The organism is Pseudomonas koreensis, from assembly GCF_025447595.1.
In the GTDB taxonomy this organism is placed as follows: Bacteria; Pseudomonadota; Gammaproteobacteria; order Pseudomonadales; family Pseudomonadaceae; genus Aquipseudomonas; species Aquipseudomonas koreensis_H.
Genome location: NZ_JAOEJU010000001.1, coordinates 207,856 through 225,420, shown reverse-complemented (window position 1 = coordinate 225,420; position 17,565 = coordinate 207,856). Strand labels below are relative to the sequence as shown.

Annotated in this window: 17 protein-coding genes and 1 pseudogene; 9 read left to right on the top strand and 9 right to left on the bottom strand. The window is 62.5% G+C overall.

Going from position 1 to position 17,565, the window contains the following annotated elements; genetic code table 11:
- Positions 1–2 precede the first annotated feature (2 nt).
- Complete coding sequence (locus tag N8H71_RS00920; RefSeq protein ID WP_262192353.1) at positions 3–1,055, bottom strand: agmatine deiminase family protein; 1,053 nt, start codon at positions 1,053–1,055, stop codon at positions 3–5.
- Positions 1,056–1,193: 138 nt separating this feature from the next.
- On the opposite strand from N8H71_RS00920, the gene N8H71_RS00915 reads away from it, so the two are divergent.
- Complete coding sequence (locus tag N8H71_RS00915) at positions 1,194–2,078, top strand: LysR substrate-binding domain-containing protein (protein WP_262192352.1); 885 nt, start codon at positions 1,194–1,196, stop codon at positions 2,076–2,078.
- Here the strand turns inward: N8H71_RS00915 and N8H71_RS00910 are convergent.
- A complete protein-coding gene (locus N8H71_RS00910; RefSeq protein ID WP_262192351.1) occupies positions 2,060–3,115 on the bottom strand; it encodes a radical SAM protein in 1,056 nt (351 codons plus the stop codon). The genes N8H71_RS00915 and N8H71_RS00910 overlap by 19 nt on opposite strands.
- 175 nt (positions 3,116–3,290) lie before the next feature.
- Positions 3,291–4,238: a LysR family transcriptional regulator gene (locus tag N8H71_RS00905; protein ID WP_262192350.1), complete on the bottom strand. Its 948-nt coding sequence runs from the start codon at positions 4,236–4,238 to the stop codon at positions 3,291–3,293.
- Between the two features lie 134 nt (positions 4,239–4,372).
- Between N8H71_RS00905 and N8H71_RS00900 the strand changes: the two genes are divergently transcribed.
- The 4 genes and pseudogenes from N8H71_RS00900 (at position 4,373) to N8H71_RS00885 (ending at position 6,566) form a co-directional block, all read left to right on the top strand.
- A complete protein-coding gene (locus N8H71_RS00900) occupies positions 4,373–4,777 on the top strand; it encodes a RidA family protein (protein WP_262192349.1) in 405 nt (134 codons plus the stop codon).
- Positions 4,778–4,855: 78 nt separating this feature from the next.
- Positions 4,856–5,413 carry a helix-turn-helix domain-containing protein gene (locus N8H71_RS00895; RefSeq protein WP_262192348.1) on the top strand — a complete coding sequence of 186 codons (558 nt, stop codon included), beginning with the start codon at positions 4,856–4,858 and terminating at the stop codon, positions 5,411–5,413.
- An 85-nt stretch (positions 5,414–5,498) separates the two neighbouring features.
- Positions 5,499–6,056: pseudogene (locus N8H71_RS00890) on the top strand (HD domain-containing protein); the annotation flags it as partial.
- Positions 6,054–6,566, top strand: coding sequence for a GNAT family N-acetyltransferase (locus N8H71_RS00885; protein ID WP_262192934.1), 513 nt, complete (start codon positions 6,054–6,056; stop codon positions 6,564–6,566). The pseudogene N8H71_RS00890 and the gene N8H71_RS00885, both read left to right, overlap by 3 nt.
- 12 nt (positions 6,567–6,578) lie before the next feature.
- Here the strand turns inward: N8H71_RS00885 and N8H71_RS00880 are convergent, their stop codons facing one another.
- The 5 genes from N8H71_RS00880 to N8H71_RS00860 all read right to left on the bottom strand — a co-directional run bounded on the left by N8H71_RS00880 (position 6,579) and on the right by N8H71_RS00860 (position 11,894).
- Entirely contained in the window at positions 6,579–6,809 is a 231-nt protein-coding gene (locus N8H71_RS00880; RefSeq protein WP_262192347.1) for a hypothetical protein, read from the bottom strand.
- Positions 6,806–7,843 (bottom strand): catalase family peroxidase, encoded by a 1,038-nt coding sequence (locus N8H71_RS00875; RefSeq protein WP_262192346.1) that lies wholly within the window; start codon positions 7,841–7,843, stop codon positions 6,806–6,808. The genes N8H71_RS00880 and N8H71_RS00875 overlap by 4 nt, the downstream gene beginning before the upstream one ends.
- Positions 7,844–7,848: 5 nt before the next feature.
- Complete coding sequence (locus N8H71_RS00870; protein WP_262192345.1) at positions 7,849–9,306, bottom strand: aldehyde dehydrogenase family protein; 1,458 nt, start codon at positions 9,304–9,306, stop codon at positions 7,849–7,851.
- Between the two features lie 19 nt (positions 9,307–9,325).
- Positions 9,326–10,855, bottom strand: coding sequence for a GMC family oxidoreductase (locus tag N8H71_RS00865; RefSeq protein ID WP_262192344.1), 1,530 nt, complete (start codon positions 10,853–10,855; stop codon positions 9,326–9,328).
- Positions 10,856–10,970: 115 nt separating this feature from the next.
- A complete protein-coding gene (locus N8H71_RS00860; RefSeq protein ID WP_262192343.1) occupies positions 10,971–11,894 on the bottom strand; it encodes a LysR family transcriptional regulator in 924 nt (307 codons plus the stop codon).
- 150 nt (positions 11,895–12,044) lie between these two features.
- On the opposite strand from N8H71_RS00860, the gene N8H71_RS00855 reads away from it, so the two are divergent.
- The 3 genes from N8H71_RS00855 to leuD all read left to right on the top strand — a co-directional run bounded on the left by N8H71_RS00855 (position 12,045) and on the right by leuD (position 15,124).
- The gene (locus N8H71_RS00855) at positions 12,045–12,974 is read left to right on the top strand and encodes a LysR substrate-binding domain-containing protein (protein ID WP_207985944.1); all 930 of its coding nucleotides are present in this window, start codon (positions 12,045–12,047) and stop codon (positions 12,972–12,974) included.
- 116 nt (positions 12,975–13,090) lie between these two features.
- On the top strand, positions 13,091–14,512 hold the full coding sequence (gene leuC / locus N8H71_RS00850; RefSeq protein WP_262192342.1) for a 3-isopropylmalate dehydratase large subunit: 1,422 nt from the start codon (positions 13,091–13,093) through the stop codon (positions 14,510–14,512).
- 3 nt (positions 14,513–14,515) lie between these two features.
- Positions 14,516–15,124, top strand: coding sequence for a 3-isopropylmalate dehydratase small subunit (leuD, locus tag N8H71_RS00845; protein WP_262192341.1), 609 nt, complete (start codon positions 14,516–14,518; stop codon positions 15,122–15,124).
- Positions 15,125–15,161: 37 nt separating this feature from the next.
- On the opposite strand, the gene N8H71_RS00840 is transcribed toward leuD, so the two are convergent.
- Positions 15,162–16,079, bottom strand: coding sequence for a LysR substrate-binding domain-containing protein (locus N8H71_RS00840; RefSeq protein ID WP_262192340.1), 918 nt, complete (start codon positions 16,077–16,079; stop codon positions 15,162–15,164).
- 131 nt (positions 16,080–16,210) lie between these two features.
- Between N8H71_RS00840 and N8H71_RS00835 the strand changes: the two genes are divergently transcribed.
- Entirely contained in the window at positions 16,211–17,548 is a 1,338-nt protein-coding gene (locus N8H71_RS00835; protein WP_262192339.1) for a 2-hydroxycarboxylate transporter family protein, read from the top strand.
- Positions 17,549–17,565: the final 17 nt, after the last annotated feature.

Below are 17,565 nucleotides of genomic sequence, written 5' to 3'. Positions count from 1 at the left end.
GATCAACCCTCCACCGGCCAGGCTGGCTGTTGCTGGGTAATGCAGTGCACACCGCCGCCACCGTGGGCCAGATGATTGATCTGCACCGGCACCACTTCGCGTCCCGGGAACGTCTTGGCCAGCGTTTCTGCCGCCACATGGTCGGCCTCGATGCCGTACGCCGGCATGATGATCGCGCCGTTGGCGATGTAGAAGTTGGTGTACGAGGCGCAGAACACTTCGGCTTCGGTGTCCACCGCGTCGGTGGCTTCATACAGCTCGATCAGCTCGAATTTACGGCCCTGGGCATCGGTGGCCAGTTCCAGTGCACGGCGGTTTTCCCGCACGACGTCGGCGTACACCGAGCTGCGATCGTGAGTCGCATCCACCAGCAACACGCCGGGACGAGCGAAGGCGCAGACGCCATCGACGTGGCCGTCAGTCATGTCGCCAGTGACGTAATCCGGATCGCCCGGCAGCCAGATGGTTTTCTTCACGCCGAGCAGACGGCTGAAGATTTCTTCCATCTCGGCCTTGCTCACGCCGGGGTTGCGGTTGGGGTTGAGCAATACTGATTCGGTGGTGATCAACGTGCCCTCGCCGTCAACGTGGATCGCCCCGCCCTCGTTGCTCAGCGACGTGCCGAAGCACTCGCCGCCCAGGTGATTGAGCACGCGACGGGCCAGGCTTTCGTCCAGGTCATGGGCCGATTTGCCACCCCAGGCGTTGAAGCGCCAGCTCACCCCGGCCAGACCTTGGTCCGGGTGAACCACGAAGCTCGGGCCGGAGTCGCGGCACCAGCTGTCGTTGACCGCCAGCGGAATCAGTTCGATGTTCGGCCCGCACAAGGCTTTGGCGCTGGCGATGGCCGACGGATCGACGACCATTTTCACCGGCTCGAACCGGGCGATGGCGTTGGCGACGCGGGCGAAATCTTCCTGCACCAACGGCAAGGTTACGCGCCAGCCCGACTCCCACAAGGCCTTGTTGTGGGGCCAGACCATCCAGGTCGCCGCGTGCGTCACCCACTCTGCCGGCATCATCCAACCGCTGTTGTTGTTTTTGTTCTGCTGCATGGTAAAAAGCCCTTTGAGTTAAGCCATTGTGTTCAATGAAAAACAGCCTTGGCGGCGTTGATGTGCATGCTAATGGCGGTCTTAAGGGCAAACAAACGATGGATTTAGCGGAAAACTGATTAGAGGAACTTATCGATCATGCTGAAACACTGGCCACCCCTCAGCTCGTTGCGCGGCTTCGAAGCCGCCGCAAGGCTGGGCAGTTTTCACAAGGCCGCCGAAGAGCTGAGCCTCACGCAATCGGCCATCAGCCAGCAGATCCGCAGCCTTGAGGCGTACCTGGAACAGCCGCTGTTTTTCCGCAGCGGGCGCAGCGTGGCGCTGACGGACGCCGGCCACGATCTGCTCAGCACCACCCAGGCGATGCTGCAACAACTGTCGGTGGGCATCCGGCGACTGGGGCAGTACCAGAAACCCAATCAACTGGTGCTCAACACCACGCCGGCGTTTGCCCGGCACTGGTTGCTGCCACGGCTGGGAGATTTCCGCCGTCAGCATCCGAATGTGGATTTGTGGATTTTCAGCACTGATGAAGTGCCGGACATGGCCACCCAGACCATCGATCTGGCGGTACGCGACGACATCAGTTCGCAGGCCGAATGCAGCTTCAAGGTGCTGCACGCTGACCGGCTCTATCCGGCGTGTCATCCGGGCCTGCTGAGTATGCCGAGTGCGCAGCGGACAACGCTGCACGGCGAGCGGGAAATGGACTGGAGCCATTGGGCGGTGGAATCGGGGATTGATGTCGGCCAACAGGATCAGGGTTTGAATTTCTCTGATCCGGGCCTGCTGCTGGACGCGGCGTGTTCAGGTCTGGGGATTGCGCTGGTCAGCCAGTTGCTCAGCCGCCAGGCCCGGGAAAACGGGTTGTTGCAGCCACTGGTGGAGGAAACCATTCGCGGCCCGAACTGGGCGATGCTGACGCACCGCGACAGCGAGAACGACCCGATGGCGCGGTGCTTCAGTCAGTGGCTGACAGCTCAACTGGCAGAGGAGCCGCTGGCTCAGACAGCCGTCAAATGACCTGCACCCGGCCGGCCCTCCAGTCGCCCGAACAGTACGTAGTGCTGATAACCGCTGGTGAAAGCCCCGGCGGAAATCGCGTTTCTGACATCCTGGTTCAGCTCCAGATATTGTGCTTCGTCAAATTGTTCGGCACTGACTTCGCCACTGCGTCCGAGCCTGTCGCTTTCGATCGGCAAGCCCATGATCGTGCGCCGCTGGAAGTCGATAATCCGGTTGACGGCGTGGCTCTCCAGCGGTCCCCGATTGGACTGCGCCGAGTAGATGTGTAATCCGTTGTTCGCACAGCGATTGCACATGTCGACGCAGTTCGGCTGAGTGGACTTGAGCCTGGTCAGTTGTGCCAGTGGCATGTCCAGGTATTTGCCGACCTGATATTCGGTCTGATTGAAAATGGAACAACACAGGATGGTGTTGCCATTGCAGTCGAGCACCAGCCAGTCATCCTTGAGCCCGCATGCCTGTTTCGGATAATGGCGGACCAGATTGACCAGATCGTCGAAGGGCGGTAGCGCGAGCCGCTGCAGGGTCTCGCGATCAGTGTCTGTCACCGACGGGTCGCGCTCGATCAGCGCCAGCGTCTTCTCCAGCGGCATCATCACTGAATAACCGGTCGAGAACTCGAAGCCCAGATTCTGGCTGAATTCGCGCATCAGCCCTTCTTCTTCCATGTTGTCGAGGTAGCGGTGGTAGTAGACCTCGATCCGCGTGTTCAAGCCATGTTGCTGCTTGAGCTCATGCAGTTTGATCATGTTGGCCTTCACGACCTCAATGTCACCGCCCACGTGTCCCTGTTCGTAAGTCTGCTGATAAAACCCGGACAGCGAGATACGGAAAAACCATGGATTGGCGAGCATCGCCGTCTCCATGTTTTTCGCCAGATTCAAATTGGAACTGATACCGCTCTGCAAACCGGCGGCGTTGATGATCTCGACAAATTCGCCGATCCGCGGGTGGATCAACGGCTCGGTCCAGTTATAAAGAAAAATCGACTCGACCCCTTCGCTTCTGGCCTTCTCGACGATCTTCCTGAACATGTCAACTTGCATGGCTTTTTTGAAGTTGACGTTTTCCGAGTTCCCCATCGGACACGAAGGGCAGCTCAAATTGCACGCGCCGACAATATCGATGTACATATTCATTGCGAGTGAAGCTCCTTGGGTGAATAGCGGTGCATCCAGACTTGCCGACTTTATTGATCGCCGATATTCGCTATTTTTTTGACAGTCCGGGAGCGCGGCCAGCAAGTTCCGCGCCATTGGCACGCGTGGCCATCAATTCCACGATCCAGTCGATAAATACCCGTAGCTTTTGGCTGATATGCCGGTTCGGCGGGTACGCAACGTACAGCGGCATAGGGTCAAGCGCCCAACCCTCGAACAGCGCAACCAACTCACCCCGCGCCTCGTGCACCGCCGACATGTAACGCGGTAGCCAAAGCACACCCAGACCTGCCAGGCCTGCGGCCAGATAGGCGTTGCCATCATCGACCGCCAGGATATGCCGGCCCTTGATCAGCAGATTCTCCGTGGCATTGCGCAAGGCATAAGGCACCGGTTTGCCGGTGCGAGCCCAGAGGAAACCGACCACCCGATGATGGCTGTCTTCCAGCTCACGGGGATGCATCGGGGTGCCGGCGCGGGCCAGGTAACCGGGCGCGGCATACACGCCCAGTTGCAAATCGGCGACCCGCCGGGCCATCAGCGATTGATCGCGCAGCTCCCCGCCACGGATCACGCAATCGACGTTCTCATCGATGATGTCGACGATCCGGTCGCTGACGCCCATGTCGATCTGGATGTCCGGATACCGCGCGCAAAACTCGGGCAGCGCCGGCACCAGAATCAGGTTGGCCAAGGGGCTCGGCACATCGACCCGCAAGCGTCCCTTGGGCTGGGCCGCCGCGCCGGGAAGGCTGGTCTCGGCATCGTCCATGTCCGCCAGCAACTTGATCACCCGCTCGTAATAGGCCGCGCCGTCCGCCGTTACGTTGACCTTGCGTGTGGTGCGGTTGAGCAACTTCACTCGCAGGCGCGCCTCCAGTTGCTGGACGAGCTGGGTCACGGTGGTCTTGCTCATGTGCAGAGTGTCGGCGGCCTTGGTGAAACTGCCGGCCTCCACCACTCGGGCGAAGGCTTGCATCGCGTCAAAACGGTCCATATCCCACCTCTGATAGCGGCTCGATTGTTTGGGATTTGCAAACAGTGATCGCCAAGGTTGCGCGTTTATCGTGCCGGTGCAAGCCCTTAGAGTTTCTCCATCGCAGGTTTTCAACCCATTGAAGGAGACACCTCATGACCAATGCCAAGCCAAAACGCGACGTGGTTTTCCCGCCGGGACGCCATGCCCTTTACGAGCGCAATCGTTATTCGCCGGCCGTTCGTTCCAACGGTTTTCTGTTCGTTTCCGGTCAGGTCGGCAGCCTTGAGGACGGCTCGCCGGAGCCGGATCTCAAGCAACAGGTGCGACTGGCCTTCACCAACCTCAACGCGATTCTCGGCGCGGCCGGCGCCAGTTTCGATGACGTGGTGGACGTGACGGTGTTCATGGTCGACCCGCAATCCACGTTTGAAACCATCTGGGAAGTGGTGCCGGAGTTCTGGGGCGAGGCGCCGCATCCGACCATCACAGCGGTCGGCGTGACGTGGCTTTACGGGTTTCAATTCGAGATCAAGGTGATTGCCAAACTGCCGGAATGACCTGATATCGCGTCGATTTGCAGCACGGGCCGACAGTCTTCAGACTGTCGGCCCGCATTCCTTTTGCGATCCATCGCCATGTCCGACACCTTGTTGAAGCCCAGCCTGCCCGGCATCGCCCTGCGCCGCTGGCGCGTGCTGCACCGCGTCAAGCAGAGCCATGCCGCCGAGTTGTTCAAGGTTACCCAGTCGACGATTTCTCGCTGGGAAAGCGGCGTGCAGGCGATGGACCCGGACGCCCATCTTCAGCTCGAACGGCTGCTCGCGGCACGACTCGACAGCGCCGCCGATCAGGCCCTCGCACGACTGGTCACGGACAGTGCGCGCCCGGTTCACCTGGTCTGCGACCTGACCCATTGCCTGCTGGCCTGCTCCCCGGCCCGCGCCGCACAGTTCAGCAGTCCGTTGAGCGATCTGCTGGGGCAATCGCTGTGGCGCTTTGCGACGACGGAAATCCAGCACAAGGAGTCCTTGCTGGATGACACCGGTTGGCGAGAAGTCCCGGCGCCGCCGGCACTGGAATTCGTCACTGGCCGCAACGACTCGAACCTCGTGCCCATCCGCGAAAGCCTGTGCCGCTGGACGCGGATCGCGCTCTCGGATGGCACCGCTGCACGGCTGGTGGAAACGCTGTAGGCCGCGCGCCGCATATTTTATGCGTGGACGATGATCGAGGTCGCGCCTAGGCTTTGAGCCCTGCACTCTTTATCCCGGCCACTGTATGAACCTCGAAAAAATCAAGGGACGCCTCGAATTCCTGCGTGAAGCAGAACGGCTCAAGGACGTCCTCAGAAGCGCACACACTTCCTCCGGTCGCAACGAAAGCACCGCCGAACACAGCTGGCGCCTGTGCCTGATGGCGATCGTGTTCGCCGACGACCTGGCCGGGCTCGACGTGCTGAAAGTCCTGACGATGTGCGTCATCCACGACCTCGGCGAAGCCATCAACGGTGACATTCCGGCGGTCGATCAAGTCGGTTTTCCCGACAAGGGCGAACAGGAGCGCAATGACTTGCTGCTGCTCACCTGCTCCCTGGACGACGCGCTGAGAAACGAAATCCTCGCGCTCTGGGACGACTATGAAAACGCCCGCTCCCCCGAAGCCAAAGCTGTGAAGGCCCTCGACAAGCTGGAAACACTTTTACAACACACTCAAGGGAAGAATCCGCCAGACTTCGACTATGGCTTCAACCTGGCCTACGGCAAGCAATACACCAACGCCGATCCGCTGTTCGAAACCCTTCGAACCCTGATCGACCGCGATACCCGAGAGCGCATGAACACAAACATCACAATCCGCAACGAACGCCCCGAAGACATCGACACCATCGCCCGAATCACCGAGGCCGCGTTCCAGCACGAAGAGCACTCCAGCCACACCGAACAATTCATCGTCAACGCCCTGCGCCGCGCCGGCCAGCTCAGTGTTTCGCTGGTGGCGGTGGAGAACGACACGGTGGTCGGCCATGTCGCCATTTCCCCCGTGACAATCTCCTCCGGCGCTCAAGGCTGGTACGGCCTCGGCCCGATCTCCGTGTGCCCGACCCGCCAGCAGCAAGGCATCGGCTCGGCGCTGATGAAAGCCTCGCTGGCAGAATTGCAGCGCATTGGCGGGGTTGGCTGCGTGGTGCTTGGCGATCCGGGCTACTACGGGCGTTTTGGCTTCAAGGCCCATGCCGGTCTGGAGTTGCCGGGGATTCCGGCGGAGTACTTTCAGGCGCTGGCGTTTGGCGGTGAGTTGCCGGTCGGTGTCGTCAGCTACCACAAGGCTTTTGACGCCACCGAGTGAGGCGCGGATCGCTTAGCGCACCAACCACCGCGCCATCAACCGCGAACTCTGCGGCATCAGCCAATACACCATGTTGAACGATATCAACCCGGCCACCAGCATCTTGAACAACCACCCCGGCAATCGCAGGTCCGCCAGTTCCAGCAGCGCCGCCAGTGCCCACGGCATGGACACCGACAGCGGCCACACGACCAGCCATGACACCAGCCATTGTTTCCAGCGGGCGCCGGCCTCGGGCTTCATGGTTGCTGGCGCCGTTGCACGGCGCGCTGGTAGATGCGGTCGCGGGCCAGGGTCATCGGGTCGCGGCTCAGGGCGATGCCGTCGAGCAATCGGCCGGGGCTGAAGTCGAGGCGTTGCTGGGCGGTTTGCTGATCTTCAGCAGGCACCAGCAAATCGAGCGTGAAGATGCCCAGTTCGACTTCGCGGCGGTTTCTTGGCCACGGGATCGAGCCGTCTTCGACCACGTCGCCCGGTGCTGCCAGTTGCGCGATCAAACGCATCTGCGCGGGGCCCTTCGCCAGTCGAGCCGTCAGATCATCCTGCAAGTAATCGGCTGGCATCCGGGCGGCTTGCTGGTCGCTGAGCAGCGATTGTCCGGTTAACGGTTCGATTCGATAGCGAACGATCTGCTCCTGGTTTTCATGGTTGCTGAAGACCAGCGCGTTAACGCCGAAGTACTCGATGCTGGTGTAGCTCGACGGTGCCGGTTTGGGTGTTTCCAGAAAGTGTTTGGCCCTTGGATGCTCCGCCAGAAAAGCCTGCAACGGCTGCGGATCCGGCGGCGTGGCGACCGTTGCAGCGATGCCTTTCAGGAAGCCGAGAAATTCCAGAGGCGTGGCCACCGGAAAACCGTCGAACGAGTGGCCGACAATGTCGGTGAACTCGCCGTTCGGCAGTTTGAAGCGCACCGCAAGGCCGCGCGGGCTGGCCAGCGGATCGCCGTCCACCGTGGCCGGCACGCCACTGAAGTTGGAGAACCGCAGCACCACCGGCACCGGTTTCCCCTGCAAATGGGCTGCACGGCTGAGACTCGCCGCCGCCGGTGAAGCCGTGAAAGTCCCGTTCACCAACAGACCTTTGGCATGGGTCGCACGAAAGCCAGGATGCTTGCCGAACGTGGCGTACAGCGCATCCAGCAGCGCGTCGTAGAGTTTGTCCTGTGACACCGGATCAGTCCTTGTGAAAGTCAGCGGTTGTTCGCCAGCGGCATAGGCCGGGGACGCGCTCAGCGCCCCCGCCAGCACCGCGACGATCCACGGTCGGGATAATCGCATCGCGGTCACTCCTGACGCCGACCGGGATTGAGCGCGATGTGTTTGTACTCGACAAAATCATCCATAGCCGCCACGCCGTTCAGACGCCCCTGCCCCGACTGTTTGAAGCCGCCCTCCTCGAACTCGTCGTAGACCACCGCCCAGTCGTTGACCCACACCGTGCCGGCCTCCAGCTCACGGGCGACCCGCAGCGAGCGGTCGATGTCGCGGGTCCAGACGCTGGCCGCCAGACCAAACTCGCTGTTGTTGGCCAGTTCGATAGCCTCGGCTTCACTGTCGAACACCTGCAGGGTCAGCACCGGGCCGAAGGTTTCGCGCTGGACGATGGCCATGTCCGGATCGCTGACTCGCAGCAGCGTCGGCCGATAGAACGCGCCTTTGGCCAGCGGCCCGTCAGTCACCGGTCCGCCGCGCACGATGACTTGCGCACCGGCGGCAATCGCCTCTTCCACCACCTGATTGACCCGCTGCACGTTGGGCTTGTCGATCAGCGGCCCCATGTCGCTGGCCGGATCCGCCGCCGGCCCGACCCGCACCGCTTCAAGTCGAGCGGCAAGGCGTTCAGTCAACACGTGGGCAATGTCGCGCTGCACCAGCAGGCGCGAACCGGTCATGCAGAACTGACCGGAAAACACCGTGAGCGCCTTGACCAGCGTCGGCACCACGGCGTCGAGGTCGGCGTCGTTGAACACCAGCATCGGCGTCTTGCCACCCAGCTCCAGCCCGAAGCGCTTGAGGTGTTGCGCCCCCGCCGCCGAGATCGCCCGACCGGTGCCGGTGCTGCCGGTGAAGCTGATGACCGGCACCTTCGGCGACTCCACCAGATGGATCGAACCGGCCGCGCCCTGCTCGCTGAACAGGTTGATCACGCCGCGCGGCAGCGACGGCGCTTCACTCATGATCCGCGCCACCAGCGCGTTGGTCTGCGCGGTCTGCCCCGGCATCTTGATCACCGTGGTGCAACCGGCGGCCAGGGCCGGGGCCAGCGAACGGATCATCAGCACCACCGGCGAATTCCACGGCACGATGATGCCCGCGACACCGACGGCCTGACGGATCACCAGAGAGATCTTGCCGGGCCGAGGTTGCGCGGCGCGGCCATATTCGGTGCGGGCCAGCGCGGCGTAATAGCGCAATTTGGACGGCACCATGCCGACTTCGAAGGCGGCCTCGGGACGGATCTTGCCGTTCTCCAGCGCCAGCGTGTCGATCAGCTCGGCGGCGTTGAGCTCGAAGACGTCCGCCAGTTCCAGCAAGACCTGCGCACGCAGCTGACTGTCGTCTTTCCATTGGGTGTGCGTGAAGGCCCGTTGCGCAGCGTCGATGCCTTGCTGCGCTTCGGCCAGTCCGCCTTCTGCGTAGCGACCGATCAGCTCATAAGTCGCCGGGTCGATGGAATCTTTGTAGTCACCGGAATCCAGCCACAGGCCGTCGATCCAGTTCAAAACCTTGGTGTTGTTCATGGCGAAAACTTCCTTGGATTCAGGCGTAGAGAACGGCGATTTTTTCGGCGGTGGCGATCACGGTGAGGTTGGTGGCAACCGACGGCACGTCCGGGAAGATCGAGGCGTCGACCACCCGTAGGCCCTGCACGCCGATCACTCGGGCTTCGAGGTCGACCACCGCATGCGCGTCACCCGGCCGGCCCATCGGTGCGGTCGAGGTCGGGTGGTGATAGGTGTCGAGCGTGGCTTTGACGCTGGCCAGCAAGGCGTCGTCGGAGTCGTTGCCCTGCCCCGGATTCAGTTCGGAATGGATCAAACCCTTGAGTGGCGCCGTCGCCCCGATCCGCCGCGCCAGACGAATGCCGTCCAGCAGACGCTGGCGGTCCATGGGTTCGGCGAGAAAATTCAGATCGATGTTCGGCGCCACCGACGGATCGCGACTGGCCAGCGTGACCTTGCCCCGGGACAGCGGCCGGGTCAGCGCCACCGCGAGCACGAAACCGACCTGGGTCGGGCTCTGATCGTGGGGAAACAGGTGGGTCGCGGTGATGTGAATGTCCAGATCGCCGTGCTCGGCGCTGCGGCTGTGGGTCCAGAGCTTGGCGCCGATGGCCGGTGACTGGCGGCCGATCAGGTCGGGTTTGGCGGCGTAGGCGTTGTAGTAGAACGGGTGATCCGCCAGGTGTTGCCCGACCGGCAATTCGGCGACCGGCTCAATGTCCAGTGCGCGCAGATCGTCGCCAGGGCCGATGCCGGAGCGCAGCAGGATCGCCGCGCTGCCGTAACTGCCTGCCGAAAGAATCACTTCGTTGGCGCGTAATTGCTCGCCATTCGCCAGTTGCACGCCCACCGCACGTTTGCCGTCGAACAGCACCTTGTCCACCAGGCTGTCGGCGAGAATCTGCAAGTTGTCGCGGGCGCGCACCTCGTCCGTGAGGTAGGCCATGCCGGTGTTGACCCGCACGCCGTCGACGATGTTCATCGGGTACGGGCCGACGCCGTTGGCATTCGCGCCGTCGAAGTCGTCGATCATCCGGTAACCGTTGGCGACCGTGGCGTAGATGAAGGCTTTCTGCATCGGCGTGACGTCGGCGCTGCCGAGTTGACGCACCGGCAGCGGCCCGTCGTGGCCATGCAATGCGCTGGCGCCACCGCTGTGGCTTTCCAGTTTCTTGAACGAGGGCAGCAACTCTTCGTAGCTCCAGCCCGGCAGATTCCAGCGCTGGAAGTCCGTGGCTCGGGCGCGGATCGCCACCGCGCCGTTGATGGCCGAACTGCCGCCCAGCACTTTGCCGCGCAGCGCGCCGATCGGGTGTTCGACGTAACCTGGCTGGGAGCTGTAACCCCACTCGAACTGGCGATCGCCATTGGCACCGACCACATCGCTACTGGCGACGATTTCGGGATACTCGCCCGGGGCAAAACTCTGGCCCGCCTCCAGCAACAGCACCTGGCGCCCGACGTTTTCACTCAAGCGACGGGCCAGCACCGCGCCGGCGGAACCGCCGCCCACCACGATCACATCGACCGGGGCACGCGGGGCAGAATTTACAAGGGTATCGTTCATCGGTTTCTTCCCTGTCAGGCGTCAAAGCGCGCCTGTTGAGGAAGAGCTTATTGAAGGGCTCGAGGGCTCATAAGCCGGGGAAAAACGAATCGCGGTTTCGCTTTTCCCGAACGGCTCAACCGGCCGAATGGGCCGCGAGCAATTGCTCCCACACCGGTGGACTGCCGATCTGTTCGCAGAGAAAATCGGTCAGCGCCTGCAACTTCGGCGAAGCCCGCTGGGAGCGCCGGTACACTGCTGAAATATTCCCGCCCCGGGGCGCGTAAGGCGCCAGCACCTCCTGAAGTTCACCGTCCACGATAGCTTGCGCCGCCAGAAACGTCGGCAGAATCGCCAGCCCCATGCCGGCCTTCGCCGCTTCCATCAGTTGATGACCGTTGTTGGTGCGCATCCGGCAGCGCACGCGAAACGATTCCAGCGCATTGTTCACCGGCAACGTCCACATGCCGTGGGGTTCGCGGTTCACGTAGAGCATGGCGAAATGCTCGGACAGTTCCTGCGGGGTTTGCGGCGTGCCATGGGCGGCCAGGTAATCGGGACTGGCGCAGATGATGTGGCGATTGGCGGTGATGGTTTTCGCCACCAGCGAGGAGTCCGGCAACTCGCCGATGCGGATCGCCGCGTCGTAGCGTTCTTCGTGCAGGTTGACGTGGCGGTCGTCGAATTCGATGTCCAGCCGCAACTCGGGATAGCGCACCGCGAACGACGACAGGATCGGCGTCAGGTAACGAATGCTGAACGCCATCGGCGCCGCCAGTCGCAGACTGCCGCGCAGGCTCGATTGAAAGGCCTGCACCGCGTCCTCGGCCTCCTCGACCTCCGACAGAATCCGCACGCAATAACGATAAAACACCTCCCCGGCCTCGGTCAGCCGCGCCTGCCGTCCGCGTTCAAGGACGATGCTGCCGAGGCGTTTTTCCAGTTGCGCAATCCGCTGGCTGACCATGGATTTGGCGGTGCCCAATTGCCGGGCTGCCTCGGTGATACTACCGGTGTCGACCACCATGACGAACGATTGCATCTCGCAAAGCTTGTTCAAGTTCTACATCCAGTGTGTGCAAGGTTCAGGCGTCGCAATCTACGGCTCGCCCGGCTTCGGCCACCAGTACCGAAAACGGGCCGCTGCTTCCCACACAATGGACAATCGGGCTTGTATAGTTGGCGTCCCTTTTCCAGCGAATCCCGCCCCGTGCTAGACCTCAATGACCTGCAGTATTTCGTGATGGTGGTGGACCACGGTGGCTTTGCGCCGACGGCGCGGGCACTGGGCATTCCCAAGTCCAACCTGAGCCGGCGCATTGCCTTGCTCGAGGAGCGTCTGGGTGTGCGCCTGATCATCCGCAACACCCGGCACTTCTCGGTGACGGAGCTGGGCCAGACCTACTACGACCATTGCCGGGCGATGCTGAAACAGGCCGAGGCCGCCGAAGCCGCGATTGCCATGACCCGCGCCGAACCGGGCGGTGTGTTGCGCGTGACGTGCCCGACGACGCTGCTGGAAGAATGCGTCGGCGGGATCATTACGCGTTTCATGGCCATGCACCCGCGTGTCGAAGTGCATCTGGAGGCCAGCGACCGGCAGGTCGACGTGGTGGCCGAAGGCGTCGATCTGGCGTTGCGGGTGCGACCGCCACCCTTGCAGGATTCCGAGCTGGTCAGCCGGGTGTTGTCGCAGCGACCGCAATGCCTGGTCGCCAGCCCTGCACTCTTGAGCCGGCTCGGCGAACCCCGTGAGCCGGAAGACCTGTCGCGCTTCCCCAGCGCTCACCACGGCAGCCCGCAGCAGGTCTACAGCTGGACGCTGTTCCATCAGGACGGCTCCGAATTCACCCTGCAGCATCGCCCGCAATTGATCACCAAAGGCCTGCCGATGCTGCGTTGCGCGGCCATCGACAGCGTGGGCGTTGCGCAGATGCCGATGTCGCTGGTGCATGACTTCATCGAGCGCGGTCAACTGGCGGTGGTGCTGCCCGACTGGGCGCCGCGCACGGAGATGATCTATGCGGTGTTCGCCAGCCGTCAGGGCATGCTGCCGTCGCTGCGGATGCTGATCGACTTCATGGCCGAGCAGTTCGAGTTGCTGGACGATCCGCTGCGCGGAATGCGCGCAAAAGCCTGAGACCATTGCTCACGGTTCGTGTTCAGCCGCTTCACCGATGCGCTCTTGATGCCATTTCTGCGATCAATATTCTGTCCTCATGTTGTTTTTGCCCCGGACAGAAAAGAGCGCAAGCCATGCCCAGCCCGAGAACGCTGTACCAGAAGCACATCGACAGTCACACCGTCTGCACCCTCGACGATCAGGGCCATGTGCTGCTTTACATCGACCGCCAGGTCGCCAACGAATACACCAGCCCGCAAGCCTTCAGCGGTCTGCGCGAATCCGGGCGCGATGTCTGGCGGCCTGCGGCGACGCTGGCGGTGGTCGATCATGTGAACCCCACTTCACCGAAACGCATCGCGACCATGCCCGACGCCGGGGGGGCGCGACAGGTGTCGTACTTCGAAGAAAACTGCCGCGACTTCGGCATCGAGCTGTTCGATGTGCTGGACAAACGCCAGGGCATCGAACACGTCGTGGCGCCGGAACAGGGTTTCATTTTGCCGGGCATGGTGGTGGCGGCCGGTGACAGCCACACCACCACTTACGGCGCGCTGGGTGCCTTCGGTTTCGGCATCGGCACTTCGGAAATCGAGCACCTGCTGGCGACGCAGACTCTGGTCTACAAACGTCTGAAAACCCTGCGCGTGACGGTCAACGGTGAGCTCGGCGCAGGCGTCACGTCCAAGGACATCATCATGGCGCTGATCGAAAAGATCGGCGCTTCCGGGGCCACCGGTTATGCGATTGAATTCGCCGGCCCGGCCATCAGCGCCCTCAGCGTCGAAGCGCGCATGACCATCTGCAACATGGCCGTGGAGGCCGGCGCCCGTGGGGCGTTCATGGCGCCGGACGACAAGGTCTTCGCCTATCTGCAACGCAAGCCGCGAGCGCCCAGAGGCAAGGTCTGGGAACAGGCCGTCGAGCGCTGGAAAACCCTGCACAGCGATCATGGCGCTGTATTTGATCGTGAAGTCAGCCTAGACGTCGCCGCTCTGGAGCCGATGGTGACCTGGGGCACCAGCCCCGATCAGGCCTCGCCGGTCAGCGGACACGTTCCGGACCCGGCCTCGCAGCCCGATCCGATCCTGCGTCAGGGCCTGCAGCGCGCCCTCGACTACATGGGGCTGACGCCCGGCATGCCGCTGAACGAAGTAACGATCAGCCATGCCTTCATCGGTTCCTGCACCAATGCGCGGATCGAAGACTTGCGCGATGTCGCCCGCGTGGTGCGCGGCAAGCGTGTGGCGGCCCACGTGCGGGCGATGATCGTTCCCGGCTCGACGCTGGTGCGCAATCAAGCCGAAGACGAAGGGTTGGCGCAGATCTTTCTCGACGCCGGTTTCGAGTGGCGGCAATCGGGTTGCTCGATGTGCCTGGCAATGAACGACGACGTGCTCGCACCGGGTGATCGCTGTGCGTCCAGCACCAATCGCAACTTCGAAGGCCGTCAGGGCGCCGGTGCGCGCACCCACCTGATGAGCCCGGCGATGGTCGCCGCCGCCGCCATCAGCGGCCATTTGACTGACGTGCGCACCGTCGCGCTGGAGGCTTGAACCATGCAACCTTTCGACACCGTCAGCGGCAGCGCCGCGCCGTTTCTTGCGTCCAACATCGACACCGACGTGATCATGCCCAAGCAGTTTCTCAAGGGCATTGATCGCCAGGGGCTGGATCGCGGGCTGTTCTTCGATCTGCGCTTTCTCGCCTCCGGCGAACCCAACCCGCAATTCGTGCTCAACCAGCCGGCCTGGCAGGACGCGGCGTTTCTGGTGACCGGCCCCAATTTCGGCTGCGGTTCGAGCCGCGAGCACGCGGTGTGGGGCTTGAAGCAAGTGGGGATCCGGGCCTTGATCGGCACCACGTTCGCCGGGATTTTCTACGACAACTGCCAGCGTAATGGCGTGCTGGCGATTCAACTGGACGACGCGCAGTTCAAGCGTGTAGCCGAGGCGATCAGCGTTCCGGCGACCGCGCGGATCAGCGTGAACCTGGCGCAGCAGACCCTCGAGCTGGCGGACGGCACGCTGATCGGCTTCGAGATCGATCAGTTGCGCAAACAGTCGTTGCTGCTGGGACTGGATGCCATCGGCACCACGCTGCAACGCATCGAGCAGATCCGCGCCTTTGAAGCGCGGCATCTGGCGGACAATCCCTGGCTGGGCTGAACACAAAAAACGGGCGACTCACTTGAGTCGCCCGTTTTCATTCCACAGACAAATCGCGGAAGTACTCTTCCAGAAACTCCACGCACACCCGCAGTTTCGCCGACTCACTGAGCCGCACCGGATAGACCGCCCAGACGTTGGCGCTCTGGGTGTACTCCTCCAGCACCTGCACCAGTCGCCCCTGCTCAAGCATCGGTTTGACGTCCCACATCGAGCGCAACAGAATCCCGCCGCCGCTCAAGGCCCACTCCAGCACGATCTCGCCGCTGTTGGAGGACAGCGGGCCGCTGACCCGCACCGACTCTTCCTGCCCGTCCTTGGTCAGGTTCCAGATACCGAAGGCGTTGTTGCGTTCCTTGAGCACCAGACAATCGTGGTCCTTGAGCGCTTCAAGCGACTGTGGCGTGCCCCGGCGTTCCAGATATTCCGGCGTGGCGCACAGCACACGCCGGTTGCTGACCAGTTTGCGGGCGATGTGCTGACCCGGGACGTCGTCCCCGACCAGAATTTCCAGATCGAAGCCCTCGCCCACCAGATCCACCACACGGTCGAAGACGTCCAGACGAATGTCGAGTTTGGGGCATTCCCGGGACAGTTCGCAGATCGCCGGCGCCACGTGATTGCGACCGAAACCGAAGCTGCTGCAGATGTGCAGCGAGCCCGCCGGCTGGTGCCGGGCCTGGGAGATTTCGCCGAGGAACTGATCGAAATCCCCCAGCAGTTTCTCCGCCCAGATCCGCACCCGCTCGCCATCGTCGGTCAACGCGATACGCCGGGTCGTGCGGTGCAACAGCTTGGTCGCCAGCGTAGTTTCCAGCACCGAGATACGTTTGCTGACGTAGGCCGGTGAGAAGCCCAGCTCGTCAGCGGCGCTGGCAAAGCTGTTCTTGCGGATGACGGTGAGGAACACCTTGAGGTCTTCGGGCAAGGGAAATTGGTCACGATTCGTGTTCATAGGCCGCATGCTTCCGCTGTTTATCACGCATTTTGCGAAGGATACCATCGAATCACCGCCTCGCCACCCGAGCCCGGTGCACCGTGGTTTCCCGTCAATCCTCGATAAAAACAAACATGAGGACATGCGTCATGAGCGACTCCCTTGAGCAATCCCTGAACGTCGACGGCCCGCGCGCCGGCGGCTTCATCCAGCGCCTGCGCACCTACGAGATCGGCGTGATTCCGCTGCCGATCTTCCTCGGCATTGCCGTGATCGTGTTTCTGTCGGCCCACCTCGGTTTTCTGCCGAAGAACATGATCGGTGGACTGGCCGTGATCATGACCATGGGCGTGTTCTTCGGCCAGATGGGCTCGCGTCTGCCGATCCTGCGGGATATCGGTGGCGGCGCCATCCTGTGCCTGATGCTGCCGTCGGTGCTGGTGTTCTACGGCTTCTTCGGCGCGCCGACGATCGACGCGACCAAAATGCTGATGAAGGAAGCCAACTTCCTGTACTTCGTGATCGCCAGCCTGGTGGTCGGCAGCATCCTGGGCATGAGCCGGTTCATTCTGGTCCAGGGCATGATCCGCATGTTCATCCCCTTGCTGGCCGGCACCCTGGCCGCCGTCGCGAGCGGGCTGATCGTCGGCAAGCTCGCTGGGTACAGCGTCTACCACACGTTCTTTTTCATCATCGTGCCGATCATCGGCGGCGGTATCGGCGAAGGCATCCTGCCGCTGTCCCTGGCCTATTCGGCGATCCTCGGCGGCACGCCGGACATCTACGTCGCGCAACTGGTCCCGGCGGCCGTGGTCGGCAACATTGCAGCGATCATCTGCGCCGGTTACCTGGCACGGATGGCGCTGAAACGCCCGGCCATCAATGGTGAAGGCGCACTGATCCGGGCCCGGGCCGAGAACGACAAATTCAAGGTCAAGGAAGAAACCGGCACCAGCATCGACCTGCGGGTCATGGGCGCCGGGGTGCTGGTCATCTGCACCTTCTTCGTGCTCGGCGGCCTGCTGGAAAAGGTCGTCGGGATTCCGGGGCCGGTGATGATGATTCTCGCGGCGGTGCTGTTCAAATACGTGCGCGTGCTGCCGGAGAAACTGGAAAAAGGCGCGCAGTCTTTCTACAAACTGGTTTCCGCCGCCTTCATCTGGCCGGTGATGATTGGCCTGGGCATGCTGTATGTGCCGCTCGACAGCGTGGTGAAGGTGTTTTCGATCGGCTATGTGCTGGTGTGCCTCAGCGTGGTGGTGTCGATGACCGTCGCCGGTTTTTTCATCGGCAACCTGATGAAGATGTACCCCATCGAATCGGCCATCGTGACCTGCTGCCACAGCGGCCTGGGCGGCACCGGCGATGTCGCGATCCTGTCGGCCTCGAACCGGATGTCGCTGATGCCCTTTGCACAGATCTCCACCCGGATCGGCGGCGCCTCGACGGTGATTCTGGCGACGCTGGTGTTGGGGTTCGTCGCCTGAATGCTGGGGGAATGCCG